A 17,505-nucleotide genomic window follows, 5' to 3' on the forward strand; every position below is an offset into this window, starting at 1 on the left:
AACAAGAACAATGAGCGATGCCCCGGTAGTAGGCCATTACATCAACGGTCGAGTGCAGGACAGCGACACGGTGCGGTTCAGCAACGTCTTCAACCCGGCCACCGGCGCGATACAGGCCCGGGTGGCGCTGGCCGAACCGGGCACCGTCGAGGCCGCGGTGACCTCGGCGCTGGCGGCATTCCCGGGCTGGTCCGAGCAATCGTCATTGCGCCGTTCGCGGGTGATGTTCAAGTTCAAGGAATTGCTCGACCGCCATCACGACGAACTGGCGCAGATCATCAGTCGCGAGCACGGCAAGGTGCTATCCGACGCCCATGGCGAAGTCACCCGCGGCATCGAGATCGTCGAGTACGCCTGCGGCGCGCCGAACCTGCTCAAGACCGATTTCAGTGACAACATCGGCGGCGGCATCGACAACTGGAACCTGCGCCAGCCCTTGGGTGTGTGTGCCGGAGTCACGCCGTTCAATTTTCCGGTGATGGTGCCGCTGTGGATGATTCCCCTGGCACTGGTCGCCGGTAACTGTTTCATCCTCAAGCCTTCGGAGCGTGACCCGTCCGCCAGTTTGCTGATGGCTCGGCTGTTGACGGAGGCCGGGTTGCCGGACGGTGTGTTCAACGTGGTCCAGGGCGACAAAGTGGCGGTAGATGCGCTGTTGCAGCACCCGCACATCGAGGCGATTTCTTTCGTCGGCTCCACGCCGATTGCCGAGTACATCCACCAGCAGGGCACGGCGAACGGCAAGCGCGTGCAGGCGCTTGGCGGGGCGAAAAATCACATGATCGTCATGCCCGACGCCGACCTCGACCAGGCGGCGGACGCATTGATCGGCGCGGCCTACGGCTCGGCCGGTGAACGCTGCATGGCGATTTCCATTGCCGTAGCGGTGGGGGACGTGGGCGATGAATTGATTGCCAAACTGTTGCCGCGCATCGATCAGTTGAAGATCGGCAACGGCCAGCAACCCGGCACCGACATGGGGCCGCTGGTGACCGCCGAGCACAAGGCCAAGGTCGAAGGCTTCATCGACGCCGGGGTCGCCGAGGGCGCGCGCCTGATCGTCGACGGCCGTGGTTTCAAGGTGCCGGGGGCCGAGCAGGGGTTCTTTGTCGGCGCGACGCTGTTCGACCAGGTCACCGCCCAGATGAGCATCTACCAGCAAGAGATCTTCGGCCCGGTGCTGGGCATCGTTCGCGTGGCGGATTTCGCCAGCGCCGTGGCCTTGATCAATGCTCACGAGTTCGGCAACGGCGTGTCCTGCTTCACCCGTGACGGCGGCATTGCCCGGGCGTTTGCCCGCAGCATCAAGGTCGGTATGGTGGGCATCAACGTGCCGATTCCAGTGCCCATGGCCTGGCATTCCTTTGGCGGCTGGAAGCGCTCGCTGTTTGGCGATCACCATGCCTACGGTGAAGAAGGTTTGCGCTTTTACAGCCGCTACAAAAGCGTGATGCAGCGCTGGCCCGACAGCATCGCCAAGGGCCCCGAGTTCAGCATGCCGACTGCCCAATAACCGTTTATGAATGCCGGAGGGATAACAACAATGAACAAGCCCCTGCGTTTTGCCTTGAACCGAATGGTTGCTCCGCGCCTGTCACTGCCCGATTTCATTGACCTGGCGCTGGCGCTGAAAACCGATGCCATCGAGATCCGCAACGATCTGAAGGGCGTCGAGATCGAAAACGGCATGCCACCGACACAGGTGCGTGAGTTGTGCGAGGAGCGGGGCATCAAGGTGTTGTCGATCAACGCGTTGTATCCCTTCGACGTATGGAACGAGGAGCGCCGTGCCCAAGCCGTGCGGCTGGCCGACTATGCTCGCGAATGCGGCGCCGAGGGGCTGGTGATGTGCCCGCTCAACGAGCGCGACGACCCGCGCGGCGAGGCCGAACGCGCCGCGGGGCTGCGTACGGCCCTCAGTGAGCTGGCGCCGATCCTGCGGGCTTTCGGCATCTACGGTTTCATCGAGCCGTTGGGGTTTGAAGAGTGTTCGCTGCGACGCAAGCGCACGGCAGTGGAAGCGATCAAGGCCATTGGCGGGCTGGATGTGTTCCGTCTGGTGCATGACACCTTTCATCATCACCTGGCCGGTGAGCAGGAATTTTTCCCCGAGCTGACCGGGCTGGTGCACATCTCCGGTGTCGAGGATGCCCAGGCACCCTTGACGACCATCCGCGACGGCCACCGCGTGCTGGTGGGCGAGGCCGACATTCTCGGCAATGCCGCGCAGATCGAGGCGTTGCGGGCCGGTGGTTACGAGGGCTACCTGTCCTTCGAACCCTTTGCCCAGAGCATTCATGAACTGGCCGACATCCGCCAGGCATTGGGGGCGAGCATGAATCACCTGCAAAGCTCCCAGGCCTGACCCGACTTTCAAGAATGACGAAGCCCCCCTGTGGGAGCGAGCTTGCTCGCGATGGCGGCAGCACATTCAACAGATAAGTCGCCTGAAATACTGTTATCGCGAGCAAACTCGCTCCCACAGTGGACTGAGCCAGCCGCCAAATTTGCATTCCAGACAAGGTGCAAGCATGACCACAACACGACTGACCATGGCCCAGGCCCTGGTGAAATTCCTCGATAACCAGTACGTCGAGGTCGATGGCGTCCAGAGCAAATTCGTCGCCGGGGTCTTTACGATTTTTGGCCACGGCAATGTGCTGGGCCTGGGTCAGGCGCTGGAGCAGGACAGCGGTGACCTGGTGGTCCATCAGGGGCGCAACGAGCAGGGCATGGCCCACGCTGCCATCGGTTTCGCCAAGCAGCATCTGCGCCGCAAAATCTACGCCTGTACTTCGTCGGTCGGCCCCGGCGCGGCGAACATGCTGACCGCCGCCGCCACCGCGACGGCCAATCGTATCCCGTTGCTGCTGTTGCCTGGTGATGTCTACGCCAGCCGCCAACCGGATCCGGTGCTGCAGCAGATCGAACAGTTCCATGACCTGAGCATCAGCACCAACGATGCGTTCAAGGCCGTGAGCAAATACTGGGATCGCATCAACCGCCCCGAGCAACTGATGAGCGCCGCGATCCACGCCATGCGCGTGCTCACCGACCCGGCCGAAACCGGCGCGGTGACCCTGGCGTTGCCCCAGGACGTGCAGGCCGAAGCCTACGATTACCCCGATTACTTTCTGCAAAAGCGCGTTCACCGCATCGACCGTCGCCCGGCCACCGAAGCCATGCTCGGCGATGCCCAGGCGCTGCTCAAGGGCAAGCGCAAGCCGCTGATCATCTGCGGCGGCGGGGTGAAATACGCCGGAGCCAACGCAGCGTTGCAGGCTTTTGCCGAGCGCTTCGAAATCCCCTTTGCCGAGACCCAGGCCGGCAAGAGTGCGGTGGTGTCCAGTCATCCACTGAACGTCGGAGGCGTCGGTGAAACCGGTTGCCTGGCGGCGAACCTGCTGGCCAAGGAAGCGGACCTGATCATTGGTATCGGCACCCGCTACAGCGATTTCACCACCGGGTCCAAATGGCTGTTCCAGCATCCGGATGTGCAGTTTCTCAACCTCAACATCAGCCCTTGCGATGCCTTGAAGCTTGACGGTGTGCAACTGCTGGCCGACGCGCGCTCAGGCCTGCAGGCTTTGTCCGCCGCGATGGGTGACTATCGTGCCGAATGGGGCGGGCAGATCACTGATGCCAAAGCCCAACTGGATGCCGAAGTGGACCGGATCTATCAGGCTGACTTCCAGACCCAGGACTTCGTCCCAGAGATCAACGATCACCTGGACCCGGCGGTGTTTCGTGAATTCATCGAACTCACCGGTTCCTGCCTGACCCAGAGCCGCGTGCTGGGCACCCTCAACCAAGCCCTGGCCGATGAGGCGATCATCGTTGCCGCCGCCGGCAGCCTGCCCGGCGACTTGCAGCGCAGCTGGCGCAGCAAGGGGGTCAACACCTATCACGTCGAATACGGCTATTCGTGCATGGGCTATGAGGTAAACGCGGCGCTGGGCGTGAAGCTGGCCGAGCCCGACAAAGAGGTCTATGCCCTGGTGGGTGATGGCTCCTACATGATGCTGCATTCGGAGCTGGCGACCTCGATCCAGGAGCGTCGCAAGATCAATGTGGTGCTGCTGGACAACATGACGTTCGGTTGCATCAACAATTTACAGATGGGCAACGGCATGGACAGCTTCGGCACCGAGTTCCGCTTCCGCAACCCGGACACCGGCAAGCTCGATGGCGGCTTCGTGCCGGTGGACTTCGCCATGAGCGCGGCGGCCTACGGCTGCAAGACCTACAAGGTCAAGACCCTCGACGAACTCCACGCGGCCCTGGCCGATGCGCGGCTGCAAACGGTCTCGACCCTCATCGATATCAAGGTCTTGCCCAAGACCATGATCCACAGCTACCTGTCCTGGTGGCGGGTCGGCGTGGCGCAAGTCTCCACCAGCGCGCGCACCGATGCGGCCGCCCAAACCCTCAATGAACGACTGGCCGAGGCTCGCCAGTATTAACAGCCCCAACCCTACGAAAGGAGTTTTTCATGTCTTTGAAGCTGGGCGTCATCGGCACCGGGGCCATCGGCCAGGACCATATCCGTCGTTGCAGCCAGACCTTGCTCAACAGCCAGGTGGTGGCGGTGACCGACATCAACCTCGCCCAGGCGGCGAAGGTGCTGGCCGACTTGAAACTGACCGCCGAGGTGTATCCCGACGGCCATGCCTTGATCAATGCGCCGGACGTTGAGGCGGTCCTGGTCACCTCCTGGGGGCCGAGCCACGAAGAGTTCGTGCTGGCGGCAATCGCGGCGGGTAAACCGGTGTTCTGTGAAAAGCCCCTGGCGGTCACGGCCGAAGGCTGTCGCAAGATCGTCGAAGCCGAAGTCGCCCATGGCAAGCGGCTGGTTCAGGTCGGTTTCATGCGCCCTTACGATGAAGGCTATCGAGCGCTCAAGGCGGTGATCGACAGCGGTCAGATCGGTGAACCGCTGATGCTGCACTGCGCGCATCGCAATCCGAGCGTGGGGGAGAACTACAAGACCGACATGGCGATCACCGACACACTGATCCATGAGCTGGATGTGCTGCGCTGGCTGCTGGCCGATGACTACGTTTCGGTGCAGGTGGTATTCCCGCGCAAGACCAGCAAGGCGCTGGCGCACCTGCGCGATCCGCAGATCGTGTTACTGGAAACCGCCAAGGGCACGCGCATCGATGTGGAGGTTTTCGTCAATTGCCAATATGGCTACGACATCCAGTGCGAAGTGGTGGGGGAGACGGGCATCGCCAAACTCCCGGAGCCGTCCCAGGTGCAACTGCGCAGTGGCGCCAAGCTGTCCAATGCGATCCTGATGGATTGGAAGGATCGTTTCATCGCGGCCTACGACGTCGAATTGCAGGCTTTCATCGACGGCGTGCGCGCCGGACAGGTGGGCGGGCCGTCGGCCTGGGACGGGTTCGCCGCGGCAGTGGCGGCGGATGCCTGTGTTCAAGCGCAGCAGAGTGGGCAGATCGTCAAGGTCGAACTGCCCGAACGCCCGCGTTTCTACGGCTAACCACAATCCGCTGTGGGAGCGGATTGACCTGAAGGTACTCCCACAAGGATTCGGTGGCGGACGCCGAATCTGTGAGCAGCCAAGAGCGCCTGTGGGAGCCGAGCTTGCTCGCGATGACGGCGGCACACTCAGCATCAATGCAAGCTGATCCACCGCCATCGCGAGCAAGCTCAGCTCCCACAGGGGTTGCATTCATTCAGTGATTAACCAGGAGCTTTCATGCGAATCGGACTAGTGGGCTACGGCAAGGGCGGACGGTTTTTCCATGCACCGCTGATCAGCAGTCTGCCCGGGGCTACGTTTGTCGGCGTGGTGACGCGGTCCGCTGAGCGGCGCCAGCAACTGGCGAGCGAGCACCCGCACGCCCAAGCCTTCGATACCCTCGAACAGTTGGTGGCCGCAGGCGTCGATGCGGTGGTGGTGTCCACGCCGCTGGACGGTCGCCCGGCCGTGGTCATGCAGGCCATTGAACTGGGTATTGCAGTGGTCAGCGACAAACCTTTCGCCCTTGATGCCGCACAGGCCGAGGCGATGGTGCTGGCCGCCGAGCAGCACAACGTGCCGCTGACCGTGTATCAGAACCGCCGCTGGGATTCGGACTACCTGACTTTGCGCAAACTGCTGGAGTCCGGTGCGCTGGGGCAGGTCATTCGCTTTGAGTCCAGCGTCGAGCGTTATTCGCCAACATCGGTCGGCAAAGGTAGCGGCGGCGGGTTTCTGCGGGACCTGGGTAGCCATCTGGTGGACCAGGCGCTGCAACTGTTCGGCCCGGTGACCAGGGTTTACGCCGAGTTGGATTACCGGCAACCCGGGCAGGTGTTCGACAACGGCTTTTTTATCTCCCTGACCCATGCCAGCGGCGTGCTTTCCCACCTGAGCGGCAGTTGCCTGCAAAACGCACCGCGCCCGCGCTTTCGGGTCAGCGGCACCGGAGGCTGCTACACCGTCGAGGGCCTGGACGGCCAGGAGGCCCAGGCGCTGGCCGGGTTGAGCCCGGCGACCGAGGGTGAGCGCTGGGGGAGCGAAGAGCATCGGCGCTGGGGCTGGTTCGAGCAAGGCAGCGAGCGCGAGCGTGTGGCATCGGAGCGCGGCTGCTGGATGACGTTCTACCAGCGTCTGCAAACCGCGTTGCAAGGCGTTGGTCCTTTGCCGGTGGAGGCCCGTGATGCCCTGGCGACCACTCGCATCCTCGACGCTGCAAGGCTGAGCGCCGAGCAGGGCGAAGTGGTGGTTTTGGCCACGTCTGTCGGCCATGGAATAAAAAACGAATAAAATTCTAAAATGAGTTGATATGGAAAATATTTTCCAATAAAGTCGATTCCAGGTTACCGACACCCCTGTTCGTCTTTTGCCAAGTCAGCCTTGAGCAAATGACGGACAAAACAAAAACAAGAAACACAGCCAGGTACCGTCGATGAAAACCTTCAGCCGTTCTGCGTTTCACCTGCCAAGCTCGCTGCGCCTGTGCGCAATCCTTCCCCTGTTCGAATCCCTGTGCATTCAGCGCAACGGCACCGTGGTGTGTTGCATGCCCGGTGCGCCCATCGTGCGTTTGCCCCGTTCCTGAGATCCATCACGCCTTATCCATAAAACCAACAAAAAAGTGGAGAAAGACCGTTCATGAAGACCAAGACCCGTATCGCCTCGCTGGCCCTGTCGTTGATGCTCACCAGCGGCGCCGCCCTGGCGGACCTGAAGATCGGCGTCAGCATGTCCCAGTTCGATGACACCTGGCTGACGTATCTGCGTGAGTCGATGGACAGCAAAGCCAAGTCCCTGCCGGATGGCGTCACCTTGCAGTTCGAAGATGCACGCAGTGATGTGGTCAAGCAACTGAGCCAGGTGGAAAGCTTTATCAGCCAGAAGGTCGACGCAATCATCGTCAACCCGGTGGACACTGCCGCCACCCAGCGCATTACCAAGGCCGCGGTCGCCGCCGGGATCCCGTTGGTGTACGTCAATCGGCGTCCCGACGACCTGAAACTGCCCGCAGGCGTGGTGACCGTGGCGTCCGACGATCTGGAAGCCGGCCGGATGCAGATGCAATACCTGGCCGACAAAATGTCGGGCAAGGGCAACATCGTGATTCTGCTGGGTGACCTGGCGAACAACTCCACCACCAACCGCACCAAGGGTGTCAAGGAAGTGCTGGCCAAGTACCCCGATATCAAGATCGAACAAGAGCAGACCGGTATCTGGTCGCGGGATAAAGGCATGACACTGGTGAACGACTGGCTGACTCAGGGCCGCGAGTTCAATGCCGTGGTCTCCAACAATGACGAAATGGCCATCGGCGCGGCCATGGCACTCAAGGGTGCCGGCAAGGAGAAAGGCAGCGTACTGATCGCCGGGGTCGATGGCACGCCGGACGGCCTGAACGCCGTGAAGAAAGGCGAGATGGCGGTCTCGGTGTTCCAGGACGCCAAGGGCCAGGCCGACGGTTCGATCGACACGGCGGTGAAAATGGTCAAGAAACAGCCGGTCGAGCAGGCCGTATGGGTGCCGTATCGCCTGATCACGCCGGAAAACGTCGATCAGTTCAAGTGACGTTTAACGTACTGCTACCACAACAATAAACAGGCGAGGTCGCCCACTGACCTTGCCGAGGGAGTACCTGATCATGTTCGCTTCAGCGACTGCTTCGAGCGCCCCGGCGATGACTTTCCGGCCGGACGTAATGCCTGATGAACCGTATCTGCTGGAAGTCGTCAACGTCAGCAAAGGCTTTCCCGGCGTGGTGGCCCTGTCGGATGTGCAATTGCGGGTGCGCCCCGGTTCCGTGCTGGCTTTGATGGGCGAGAACGGTGCGGGCAAATCCACCCTGATGAAAATCGTGGCCGGCATCTACCAGCCGGACGCCGGTGAACTGCGCCTGCGGGGCAAGCCGGTGAAGTTCGACACACCTCTGGCAGCCCTGCAGGCCGGCATCGCGATGATCCACCAGGAACTGAACCTGATGCCCCACATGAGCATCGCTGAAAACATCTGGATCGGCCGCGAGCAGCTCAACGGCTTGCATATGGTCGATCACGGGGAAATGCACAGCTGCACCGCCAAGTTGCTGGAGCGCCTGCGCATCAACCTCGATCCTGAAGAGCAGGTGGGCAACCTGAGCATTGCCGAGCGGCAGATGGTCGAGATCGCCAAGGCGGTGTCCTACGACTCTGACATTCTGATCATGGACGAGCCGACCTCGGCCATCACCGAGACGGAGGTCGCCCATCTGTTTTCGATCATCGCCGACCTCAAGTCTCAGGGTAAGGGCATCATCTACATCACCCATAAAATGAACGAAGTGTTCGCCATCGCCGATGAAGTCGCGGTGTTTCGCGACGGCGCCTACATCGGCCTGCAACGGGCCGACAGCATGGACGGCGACAGCCTGATATCAATGATGGTCGGGCGCGAACTGAGCCAGTTATTCCCGGAACGGGACAAACCCATCGGCGATCTGGTGCTGTCGGTGCGTGATTTGAGCCTGGAGGGCATTTTCAAGAATGTGTCCTTCGACTTGCATGCCGGAGAAATCCTGGGCATTGCCGGGCTGATGGGCTCGGGCCGGACCAACGTGGCCGAGGCGATCTTCGGCGTGACGCCCAGCACGGGCGGAGAGATCCTGCTCGACGGGCAACCGGTGCGCATCAGCGACCCGCACATGGCCATCGAGAAGGGGTTCGCGCTGTTGACCGAGGATCGCAAGCTCAGTGGCCTGTTCCCGTGCCTGTCGGTGCTGGAAAACATGGAAATGGCCGTGTTGCCCCATTACGTCGGCAACGGCTTCATCCAGCAGAAAGCCTTGCGCGCGTTGTGCGAAGACATGTGCAAGAAGTTGCGGGTCAAGACTCCGTCCCTGGAACAGTGCATCGACACCTTGTCCGGCGGCAACCAACAGAAGGCCCTGCTGGCCCGATGGCTGATGACCAACCCACGCATCCTGATCCTCGACGAGCCGACCCGTGGCATCGACGTTGGCGCCAAGGCCGAGATCTACCGGCTCATTTCCTACCTCGCCAGCGAAGGCATGGCGGTGATCATGATTTCTTCGGAACTGCCGGAAGTACTGGGCATGAGCGACCGGGTGATGGTGATGCATGAAGGAGACCTGATGGGCACGCTGGACCGTAGCGAGGCGACCCAGGAGCGGGTAATGCAGTTGGCTTCTGGCCTGTCCTGATAATTGAGGGCGCAAGCTCGCCACAGAGAAAAAGGTGAATGCTATGAACGCGATACTGGAAAACAAACCCGCGGCCGCACCGGCCAGGACGCGTCGGCGGCTGCCGACGGAACTGAGTATCTTCCTGGTGCTGATCGGCATCGGCCTGGTGTTCGAAGTGTTTGGCTGGATCATGCGTGACCAGAGTTTCCTGATGAACTCCCAGCGCCTGGTGCTGATGATCCTGCAAGTGTCGATCATCGGTCTGCTGGCCATCGGTGTGACCCAGGTGATCATCACCACCGGTATCGACCTGTCGTCCGGCTCGGTGCTGGCGTTGTCGGCCATGATCGCCGCCAGCCTGGCCCAAACCTCGGATTTCACCCGGGCGGTGTTTCCCTCCCTGACTGACTTACCGGTGTGGATACCGGTGGTGGCGGGGTTGGGCGTTGGGCTGTTGGCCGGAGCGATCAACGGCAGCATCATCGCCATCACGGGTATCCCGCCCTTTATTGCCACCCTCGGCATGATGGTCTCGGCCCGCGGTCTGGCGCGTTACTACACCGAAGGCCAGCCGGTGAGCATGTTGTCCGATTCCTATACCGCCATCGGCCATGGCGCCATGCCGGTGATCATTTTCCTGGTGGTGGCGGTGATCTTCCATATTGCCCTGCGCTACACCAAGTACGGTAAGTACACCTACGCCATCGGCGGCAACATGCAGGCGGCACGCACCTCGGGCATCAACGTCAAACGCCATCTGGTGATCGTCTACAGCATCGCCGGGCTGCTGGCGGGGCTGGCCGGGGTGGTGGCCTCGGCGCGGGCCGCCACCGGGCAGGCCGGCATGGGCATGTCCTATGAGCTGGACGCGATTGCTGCGGCCGTGATCGGCGGCACTAGCCTGGCCGGTGGGGTGGGGCGCATCACCGGAACGGTGATCGGCGCGCTGATCCTCGGGGTCATGGCCAGTGGCTTCACGTTCGTCGGCGTGGATGCCTACATTCAGGACATCATCAAGGGCTTGATCATTGTGGTGGCGGTGGTCATCGACCAGTACCGCAATAAGCGCAAACTCAAACGCTGAAGGTCCCTACGCTGCGACAAAGCGCCACGCCTGACCCGCGTGGCGTTGCCATTTGTCTTCTTGATACAGCTATTGAATCGAATTTCTTGTTATAAACGCACTCCGATGACTGCCAAAAGCTTGTCAGAGAACATTTAGAAGGGTTGTCGGACATTTTCCCTATGTTTTCAGTTGCTGAGGCTTCGACTCGGCCTTAGACTGCCGCCCCTCGTAAATTGAGTGCCGGGTGGCGCTTGGAATAGACGGCGCCTTCCCGATGAGCGTGGCAGCGCGCTGCGGGACGCTTCATAATTCGCCTTAATGCACGTTTTTTTATAGAGAAATCAATGACAAAGGAAAAGTTGCTGGCCATGCCGGCGGATGACTACATGAATGCCGAGCAGCTGGCTTTCTTCACCAAGCTGTTGCAGAACATGAAAGTGGAAACCCACGAGCGCATCGAACAGAACCGAATCGCCATTGAGAGCCTGGATACCCCGGCTGACCCGGCGGACGCTGCTTCCGTAGAAGAAGAGCGGACCTGGTTGGTCAACGCCATCGATCGCGACCAGCGCATGCTGCCTCAGCTGGAGCAGGCCCTGGACCGTATCAACGACGACAGCTTCGGCTGGTGTGATGACAGCGGCGAGCCGATCGGCCTCAAGCGCCTGCTGATCAGCCCGACCACCAAGTACTGCATCGAAGCGCAGGAACGTCACGAGCAGATCGACAAGCACCAGCGTCAGGCCTGATCCGCGTTTCAGAAAAGATCGCAGCTTTCTTCGGGAAGCTGCGATCTTTTATTTTTTTCTGCGCCTGTTCGTCTACTTCCGTTGACCCCCCGCAAGAACGCGACTAATGGACCATGGATAATGGCTCCGTAGTGGCGTTTAATGCAGGCATAACAACGAGAAATGTGGGTGATCAACATGGCGACAGACGGTTCCGTGGCGAATGCGGCGCAGGTGCAGGTGCCTGTAACCAACAGCATGGCGCGCTGGTTGACGCCGACCTTGCAGAGTCTGGCGCTGACATTGCTGCTGTGCGGCATGACGTTGGGCGGCTGGTCGTTGTATCTGGGCCTGCCCCTGGCGATGCTCATCGTCTGGCTGCCGCGCCTGCGCTCGCGCCTGGCCGCCGCGCCTGAGCCGGTAGCCGCGGACAAGCTGGCCGAGCTGACCCGTGATCTGTCCTACACCACCAGCCATAACGCGTTGTCGGCGGCCGGCGTCGCCTATTCGGTCAAGCAACTGGCTGGCAAGGTCCAGTCGCAGCTCGACGCGGCGGCGCAGATCGTCGGTAATGCCGAATCGATGATCACCACTGAACAGGCCACCTCGCAACTCAGCCAGCAGGCCCTGAGTGCCGCCAGTGAGGCCCATCGCAGCAGCGTTGCCGGGCGCAGCGAACTGGTGGAGTCCATCAGCCGGATGCATCAGCTCAGCCAGCGCGCGAACGACAGCCGCGAGTTGATCGAGGCGCTGAGCGTGCGCAGCGATGAAATCCAGCGGGTCAGCCTGGTAATTCAGTCGATCGCCAGCCAGACCAACCTCCTGGCGCTCAACGCGGCCATCGAAGCTGCACGGGCCGGTGAGCACGGTCGCGGCTTCGCGGTGGTGGCGGACGAGGTCCGTGGACTGGCCGGGCGTACGGCCGCGGCCACCGGCGAGGTCGGGGTCATGGTTGCGGATATCCAGCAGCGCACCGCCCAGGTGGTGGAGCAGATCCGGCAACTGGCCAGCGACCTGGACAGTGGCGTGCAGCAGGTCGAGCACACCGGTCAGCACCTGGAAAACATAGCCCGGCTGGCGGCCGGTGTTGAAACCCAGGTCAGCGCCATCGCCCAAGGCACTGACACCAATCGCGAACAACTCGACAGCCTGTTTCACGCCATCGAACAGATGCGCAGTGACCTGTCCATCAGCGACCAGCAGACCCAGCGCCTGGCCCAAGCGGCAGTGCAAATGGAGGGCCAGGCCGAAACCATCAGCGAACGCCTGGCCGAGGTTGGCCTGGACGATTATCACCAACGGGTCTACGACCTGGCGCGCGAAGGGGCGAGCCAGATCGCGGCCCAGTTCGAGGCAGACATTGACCAGGGTCGTGTCAGCCTGGAGGACCTGTTCGACCGCAGCTACCAGCCCATCCCCAATACCCAGCCCGCCAAGTTCCAGACCCGTTTCGACCGCTACACCGATCAGGTCCTGCCGGCTATTCAGGAACCTTTGCTCGCCCGGCACGAAGGCCTGGTATTCGCCATTGCTTGTACTCAGGAAGGTTATGTACCGACCCACAACAAGGTCTTCAGTCAACCCCTGACCGGCGATCCGCAAGTGGACACGGTGAACAATCGCACTAAACGCAAGTTCTCCGACCGCACCGGGATTCGTTGCGGTAGCCACCAGCAGCCCGTGCTGTTGCAGACCTACACCCGAGATACGGGTGAGCTGATGCATGACCTTTCCGTGCCGATCATGCTCAAGGGGCGTCATTGGGGTGGTTTGCGGCTGGGTTATAAGCCCGAGAAGCCGCGCTAGGCTGGCCCGCGCTGGGGGGCTGGGCACGGCTGCTGCGCAGCCGAGCGGAAGCAAGCTCCCTTGTCACAGGGGTTAAAGGGTTGAGGGTTATTTACCGTCGTGCAAGCGGACATTCAATTGATCCACCAGCACTGCCTCCTCGCCGTCAGCGAGCAGCCATTCGCGCAGTAGATCTTTCTGTTGCTCCGACCAGAAGTCGGCCTCCACCAGTTTGATCTCCGGCTCCAGCGGATAGGCCATGATGAAGTCATCAATGGCTTTGTCATCCGAAGGCAGGCCGAGTTGATCGAACAAGGTACTCAGTTCGTGCGAGGGCTGTTCCATGGGGTTCTCCTTTGGGCGGGCGCCGTCATGGCGCCTCGGTTGCTTCCCTTTATCTGAGGCAAACGCCCGTCAGGAGTTCGATCGGGTTCAGGCTTTCAACGCGCCTTCATCCACTGCGAGTTTCAGGGCTTTTGCCGCTGCCCGCGCAGCCTCGGCGGCGAGTTCGGGGGTTTTGAACCAGCGATCCTTTTCCACCTGATGATAACGGGTGGTGGTCAAGGGGGGCTTGGCGCGCATCACGATGACAGCCTGAAATTCGCCTTCGACCTCTCTGGCCTCACCCCGGATGAAAAACTCGCCAATATCAAATTCCGTCACGTCGCGCCTTTCCTTCACAAGTCATAGTATGGGTGCGCGATCGTCAATGGGGGACGGTCTTCGCTGGGCAGGCAGTATGGCAGCAGTTGCCTGTCGCGGCTGAGTTAAGTGATGGGCGTGTGGTATCTCAGGTCAAACGCTTCGTTCCAGACGCCTGGCCAGGTAACAGGCCTCGTTATGATCGGTACGGAAACCTCTTACACGGCCAGTCGAGGTTTCTTCAATATGGAAAAAGCACTTACCGGCCAGAACCACCCGATATCGCGGTTGAAACAAAGAAACCGGCAGGTAATGGACTTGGTCAAACCCGTCAGGCTTGTCAGCGATGCAAGGGGTGAGGGGTTGGGTCAGGGTTGTGAAAGTGGCCATGTGAATTCCTTTTCTATGGTTTACCGACGAATTACCGAGTGTTTTGAGTAGTCTCCACGCCTGCGGCTGCTCTAGAATCGGCAGCACCGTGTGGATGGCTGTGTCTATCTAAAGCAATTTTTTTTGCCCTCGATGTCAGAAAAATGCTTTTCTAAGTGAGAAATTTCCCTAAAGTTAGTAGTCCCACCTTTTCCGATGCTCAGAGTGGCGTTTTCCTTCAGCCTCTGACGACCCCGCGGGAAAGACGGCGAGAGTGGCAATCCTTTAGTCTTCTCTCGCCCCGGGGCAGGGCACGCCGTTCACTTCGAATTTTCAGTTACAGGTCCACTGCGACACACACAGTCGGCACGGGTTCTCGTGGTCCGTCCTTTTCAGAGGGCGGGCCGTTTACAAAGATGGGGATGTTTCCTTGGCAGTAAGTAATCTCGACATGCATGCGTTATTCGTACTTGGTGATCTGCGGGCAAAGCTGGTCAAGCAGTTCCAGTCGCGCTTCGTCTACATCACCGAGCAAACCGCCGAAGGTATTTATGTTGCCGAAATCGATACTGAATCGGCCCTGGTGGTCGATGACAAACCCAGGCTTGAACTCAAAGTCGGTGATCATTTTCGTGCAGCGGTATTGCCCAGCCGTGAAGGTGGCAAGTTTGAAATCCGCTTTCGCGATATCAAGCTGACGGTCTATGGCCTTGGGGATTACGCCTTCGTGGCCACCCCCGGTGGCCACGCGATCCTGTTCAAGGAAGGGCACAGCGTGCTGACTGTTTTCGCCGCCAACGAGCAGTTGCACGAGGGCCTGACCAAGACCCTCAAGGCCGTGACCGCCAAAGCCGCCAAGTGGCGCAAAGGTGAACTCGTCACCTTCAAGGCCAGCGAGTGATGTGCACCTCGTCTGCCCGATGGATGTGATAGGCGGGCTGACACAGCGTTCGGGTTTTGCGCCCTGCCAACGGTTTTCGCAAGGTCTGCGTGGAACCTCGGCTACAGTGAGTTGACTGAACTAATCAGAGGCTTGCGTCCGGTTACGCAGGACCGTTGAGCTATCGCTGTGTCTGGTACGAGGTGCAACGCATGAAACGAGTTCGACAGTGGTTGGCTGCCTGGGCCACCTGTGCGGTGTTGGTTTCGTCACTTCCGGCATCGGCCGCGCAGGCGCCGATCCATTTTGCCGACCTGAATTGGGAAAGCGGCAGTCTGATCACCGATATCCTGCGGGTCATCGTCGAAAAGGGTTATGGGCTGCCGACCGACACATTGCCGGGCACCACCATTACCCTGGAAACGGCGCTGGCCAACAACGACATCCAGGTGATCGGGGAAGAATGGGCCGGTCGCAGCCCGGTGTGGGTCAAGGCCGAGGCCGAAGGCAAGGTGATCGCCTTGGGCGATACCGTCAAGGGTGCGACCGAAGGCTGGTGGGTCCCGGAGTATGTGATCAAGGGCGATCCGGCCCGGGGCATCAAGCCTCTGGCGCCGGATTTGCGCAGCGTCGAAGACCTGGCGCGCTACAAGCATGTCTTCAAAGACCCGGAAAGCCCCAGCAAGGGTCGCTTCCTCAACAGCCCCATCGGCTGGACCTCCGAAGTGGTCAACAAACAGAAGCTCAAGGCCTATGGGTTGTCCGACAGCTATGTGAATTTCCGGAGTGGTTCGGGGGCGGCGCTGGATGCGGAGATCAGCTCGTCGATCCGCCGGGGCAAGCCGATCCTGTTTTACTACTGGTCGCCTACACCGCTGCTGGGACGTTTCAAGTTGGTGCAGTTGCAAGAACCTGCGTTCGATGCCGAGGCCTGGAAAACCCTGACCGATGCCGACAACCCCAACCCCAAGCCAACCCGCTCCCTGGCCTCGAAGCTGTCGATTGGCGTATCCGCGCCGTTTCAGAAGCAACACCCGGACATTGCCGAGTTCTTCAGTAAAGTTGATCTGCCGATCGAGCCGTTGAACAAGGCCCTGGCCGACATGAGCGAAAAGCACACACCGCCGCGTGAAGCCGCCGAGGCGTTCCTCAAGGCCCATCCACAGGTCTGGCAGGCCTGGGTGCCCAAGGAGGTTGCCGACAAAGTCGCCGCCGGTCTGTAGCGCGCCAGGTTGAACTCTTGATCTTGAGCAATGCGTCATTCGCCGAAAACCGGCAGTCTGCGCCCGTGCGGCGAAATGCCGAATTCGAGCTAGGATGATTGTTCAACCTTTCAAGGAGGCTGGCGAATGACGCTTTTAGTGGCTCGGTCGCTGGTCGCAGTATTTGCGACCATCAGCTTGATTCATTTGTATTGGGCCCTGGGCGGGCGATGGGCGGCCCTGGCGGTCGTGCCTCAGGTTCCGGTGAGGCAAGGAGAGTCGCTGCGCCCGGCGTTCAACCCATCGGGTTGGCTGACACTGCTGGTGGCCCTCGCGCTGCTGCTGATTGCAGTTCTGGTGTGCCTGCGGGTCGGCTTGCTGGCACCGCCCGTCACCCATCGGGCGTTGCAATGGCTGATCAGCGCGATCGCCTTGCTGATGTTCGCCCGCGCCATTGGCGAATCGAACCTGGTGGGTTTCTTCAAGGAGGTCAAGGGCTCGACGTTCGCCAAGCTCGACACCTGGGTCTATTCACCGTTATGTGTCGTGCTTGGCGCCGGCCTGTTGACGGTTGCCTGGGCCTGAGCGCAGGGCGCTTGTCGTGTCGATCAGGTCCCGGATCGAAGAGCCGTCCAGTGTTCCATCTCCTGGGCGATGAAGTGATTCACCAGGTCACTGTACATTTTCTCGATCGCATCCGGGCTAAGGCCCTCGGCCTCGGCCCATTGACGCCGGGTCGCCAGCATGGCCTGGAAGCGCTCCGGCGCACGCACCGCCGTGGCTGAGGTCTTGAACTTCGACGCTGCCAGTACGTACTGAAAGCGTTTGCCCAGCAGTTTGATAACGGCCTGGTCAAGGGCATCGATCTCGCGGCGGATGTCTTCCATATTCGCGCAATCGCAGGGTTGTAGCTGAGTGTGGACTTCCATGCAGTCACTCCTTGTTGAAGTAGGAACGGCCCAATCCGAGCCGATCTTCGATAAGACAGGAAATACCTTGCGCAAGCAAGGCCCCGTCGCCACAGAGGTAAATTCCTACGAGATTTTCGGATCACCTCTTGCCGCACCGCTGTGAGTGCACGGCTTTCTGTGGGAGCAAAGCTGAACTGGTCAAGTAATTCTGGACACCAGTTAAGGTTTCACGCCGCCAGTTTCTCCATGGCTACCGGCGACCG

Annotated in this window: 18 protein-coding genes; 14 read left to right on the forward strand and 4 right to left on the reverse strand. The window is 60.6% G+C overall.

Translation table 11 applies throughout. The annotated features are described in order from the left end of the window. Positions 1-10: 10 nt before the first annotated feature. The 11 genes from T3A99_RS14340 (at position 11) to T3A99_RS14390 (ending at position 13,259) form a co-directional block, all read left to right on the forward strand. Positions 11-1,513, forward strand: coding sequence for a CoA-acylating methylmalonate-semialdehyde dehydrogenase (locus tag T3A99_RS14340; protein WP_047230200.1), 1,503 nt, complete (start codon positions 11-13; stop codon positions 1,511-1,513). A 30-nt stretch (positions 1,514-1,543) separates the two neighbouring features. Beyond that, complete coding sequence (locus tag T3A99_RS14345) at positions 1,544-2,365, forward strand: TIM barrel protein (protein WP_047230201.1); 822 nt, start codon at positions 1,544-1,546, stop codon at positions 2,363-2,365. 166 nt (positions 2,366-2,531) lie between these two features. Continuing rightward, positions 2,532-4,463: a 3D-(3,5/4)-trihydroxycyclohexane-1,2-dione acylhydrolase (decyclizing) gene (gene iolD, locus T3A99_RS14350; RefSeq protein WP_160892452.1), complete on the forward strand. Its 1,932-nt coding sequence runs from the start codon at positions 2,532-2,534 to the stop codon at positions 4,461-4,463. A 29-nt stretch (positions 4,464-4,492) separates the two neighbouring features. Beyond that, a complete protein-coding gene (locus T3A99_RS14355; RefSeq protein WP_076385262.1) occupies positions 4,493-5,503 on the forward strand; it encodes a Gfo/Idh/MocA family protein in 1,011 nt (336 codons plus the stop codon). 219 nt (positions 5,504-5,722) lie between these two features. After that, on the forward strand, positions 5,723-6,775 hold the full coding sequence (locus T3A99_RS14360) for a Gfo/Idh/MocA family oxidoreductase (protein WP_322834499.1): 1,053 nt from the start codon (positions 5,723-5,725) through the stop codon (positions 6,773-6,775). A gap of 142 nt (positions 6,776-6,917) precedes the next feature. Beyond that, complete coding sequence (locus T3A99_RS14365) at positions 6,918-7,070, forward strand: hypothetical protein (protein WP_171061383.1); 153 nt, start codon at positions 6,918-6,920, stop codon at positions 7,068-7,070. A gap of 53 nt (positions 7,071-7,123) precedes the next feature. Beyond that, the gene (locus T3A99_RS14370; protein WP_322834500.1) at positions 7,124-8,050 is read left to right on the forward strand and encodes a sugar ABC transporter substrate-binding protein; all 927 of its coding nucleotides are present in this window, start codon (positions 7,124-7,126) and stop codon (positions 8,048-8,050) included. Between the two features lie 73 nt (positions 8,051-8,123). Further along, positions 8,124-9,677: a sugar ABC transporter ATP-binding protein gene (locus tag T3A99_RS14375; RefSeq protein WP_322834501.1), complete on the forward strand. Its 1,554-nt coding sequence runs from the start codon at positions 8,124-8,126 to the stop codon at positions 9,675-9,677. Between the two features lie 43 nt (positions 9,678-9,720). Next, positions 9,721-10,743, forward strand: coding sequence for an ABC transporter permease (locus T3A99_RS14380; RefSeq protein ID WP_047230207.1), 1,023 nt, complete (start codon positions 9,721-9,723; stop codon positions 10,741-10,743). Positions 10,744-11,069: 326 nt separating this feature from the next. After that, positions 11,070-11,474 carry a TraR/DksA family transcriptional regulator gene (locus tag T3A99_RS14385; protein ID WP_003202859.1) on the forward strand — a complete coding sequence of 135 codons (405 nt, stop codon included), beginning with the start codon at positions 11,070-11,072 and terminating at the stop codon, positions 11,472-11,474. A gap of 561 nt (positions 11,475-12,035) precedes the next feature. Next, entirely contained in the window at positions 12,036-13,259 is a 1,224-nt protein-coding gene (locus tag T3A99_RS14390; RefSeq protein WP_370695191.1) for a methyl-accepting chemotaxis protein, read from the forward strand. 87 nt (positions 13,260-13,346) lie between these two features. Here T3A99_RS14390 and T3A99_RS14395 read toward each other — a convergent pair whose 3' ends face one another. The 3 genes from T3A99_RS14395 to T3A99_RS14405 all read right to left on the reverse strand — a co-directional run bounded on the left by T3A99_RS14395 (position 13,347) and on the right by T3A99_RS14405 (position 14,270). Then, positions 13,347-13,583, reverse strand: coding sequence for a DUF2789 family protein (locus tag T3A99_RS14395; RefSeq protein WP_107321655.1), 237 nt, complete (start codon positions 13,581-13,583; stop codon positions 13,347-13,349). A gap of 87 nt (positions 13,584-13,670) precedes the next feature. Then, on the reverse strand, positions 13,671-13,901 hold the full coding sequence (locus T3A99_RS14400) for a hypothetical protein (protein ID WP_047230209.1): 231 nt from the start codon (positions 13,899-13,901) through the stop codon (positions 13,671-13,673). Between the two features lie 132 nt (positions 13,902-14,033). Then, entirely contained in the window at positions 14,034-14,270 is a 237-nt protein-coding gene (locus tag T3A99_RS14405) for a hypothetical protein (RefSeq protein WP_139050514.1), read from the reverse strand. Between the two features lie 430 nt (positions 14,271-14,700). On the opposite strand from T3A99_RS14405, the gene T3A99_RS14410 reads away from it, so the two are divergent. From T3A99_RS14410 to T3A99_RS14420, 3 genes are all read left to right on the forward strand, one after another. Then, a complete protein-coding gene (locus T3A99_RS14410; RefSeq protein ID WP_047230210.1) occupies positions 14,701-15,150 on the forward strand; it encodes a hypothetical protein in 450 nt (149 codons plus the stop codon). A 191-nt stretch (positions 15,151-15,341) separates the two neighbouring features. Continuing rightward, complete coding sequence (locus T3A99_RS14415; protein WP_047230211.1) at positions 15,342-16,352, forward strand: ABC transporter substrate-binding protein; 1,011 nt, start codon at positions 15,342-15,344, stop codon at positions 16,350-16,352. Between the two features lie 126 nt (positions 16,353-16,478). Continuing rightward, positions 16,479-16,916: a DUF3995 domain-containing protein gene (locus T3A99_RS14420; RefSeq protein WP_047230212.1), complete on the forward strand. Its 438-nt coding sequence runs from the start codon at positions 16,479-16,481 to the stop codon at positions 16,914-16,916. 23 nt (positions 16,917-16,939) lie between these two features. Here the strand turns inward: T3A99_RS14420 and T3A99_RS14425 are convergent, their stop codons facing one another. Beyond that, entirely contained in the window at positions 16,940-17,260 is a 321-nt protein-coding gene (locus T3A99_RS14425; RefSeq protein ID WP_047230213.1) for an isochorismate lyase, read from the reverse strand. Between the last annotated feature and the right edge of the window lie 245 nt (positions 17,261-17,505).

The organism is Pseudomonas sp. N-137 (assembly GCF_034555295.1).
Lineage (GTDB): Bacteria > Pseudomonadota > Gammaproteobacteria > Pseudomonadales > Pseudomonadaceae > Aquipseudomonas > Aquipseudomonas rhizophila.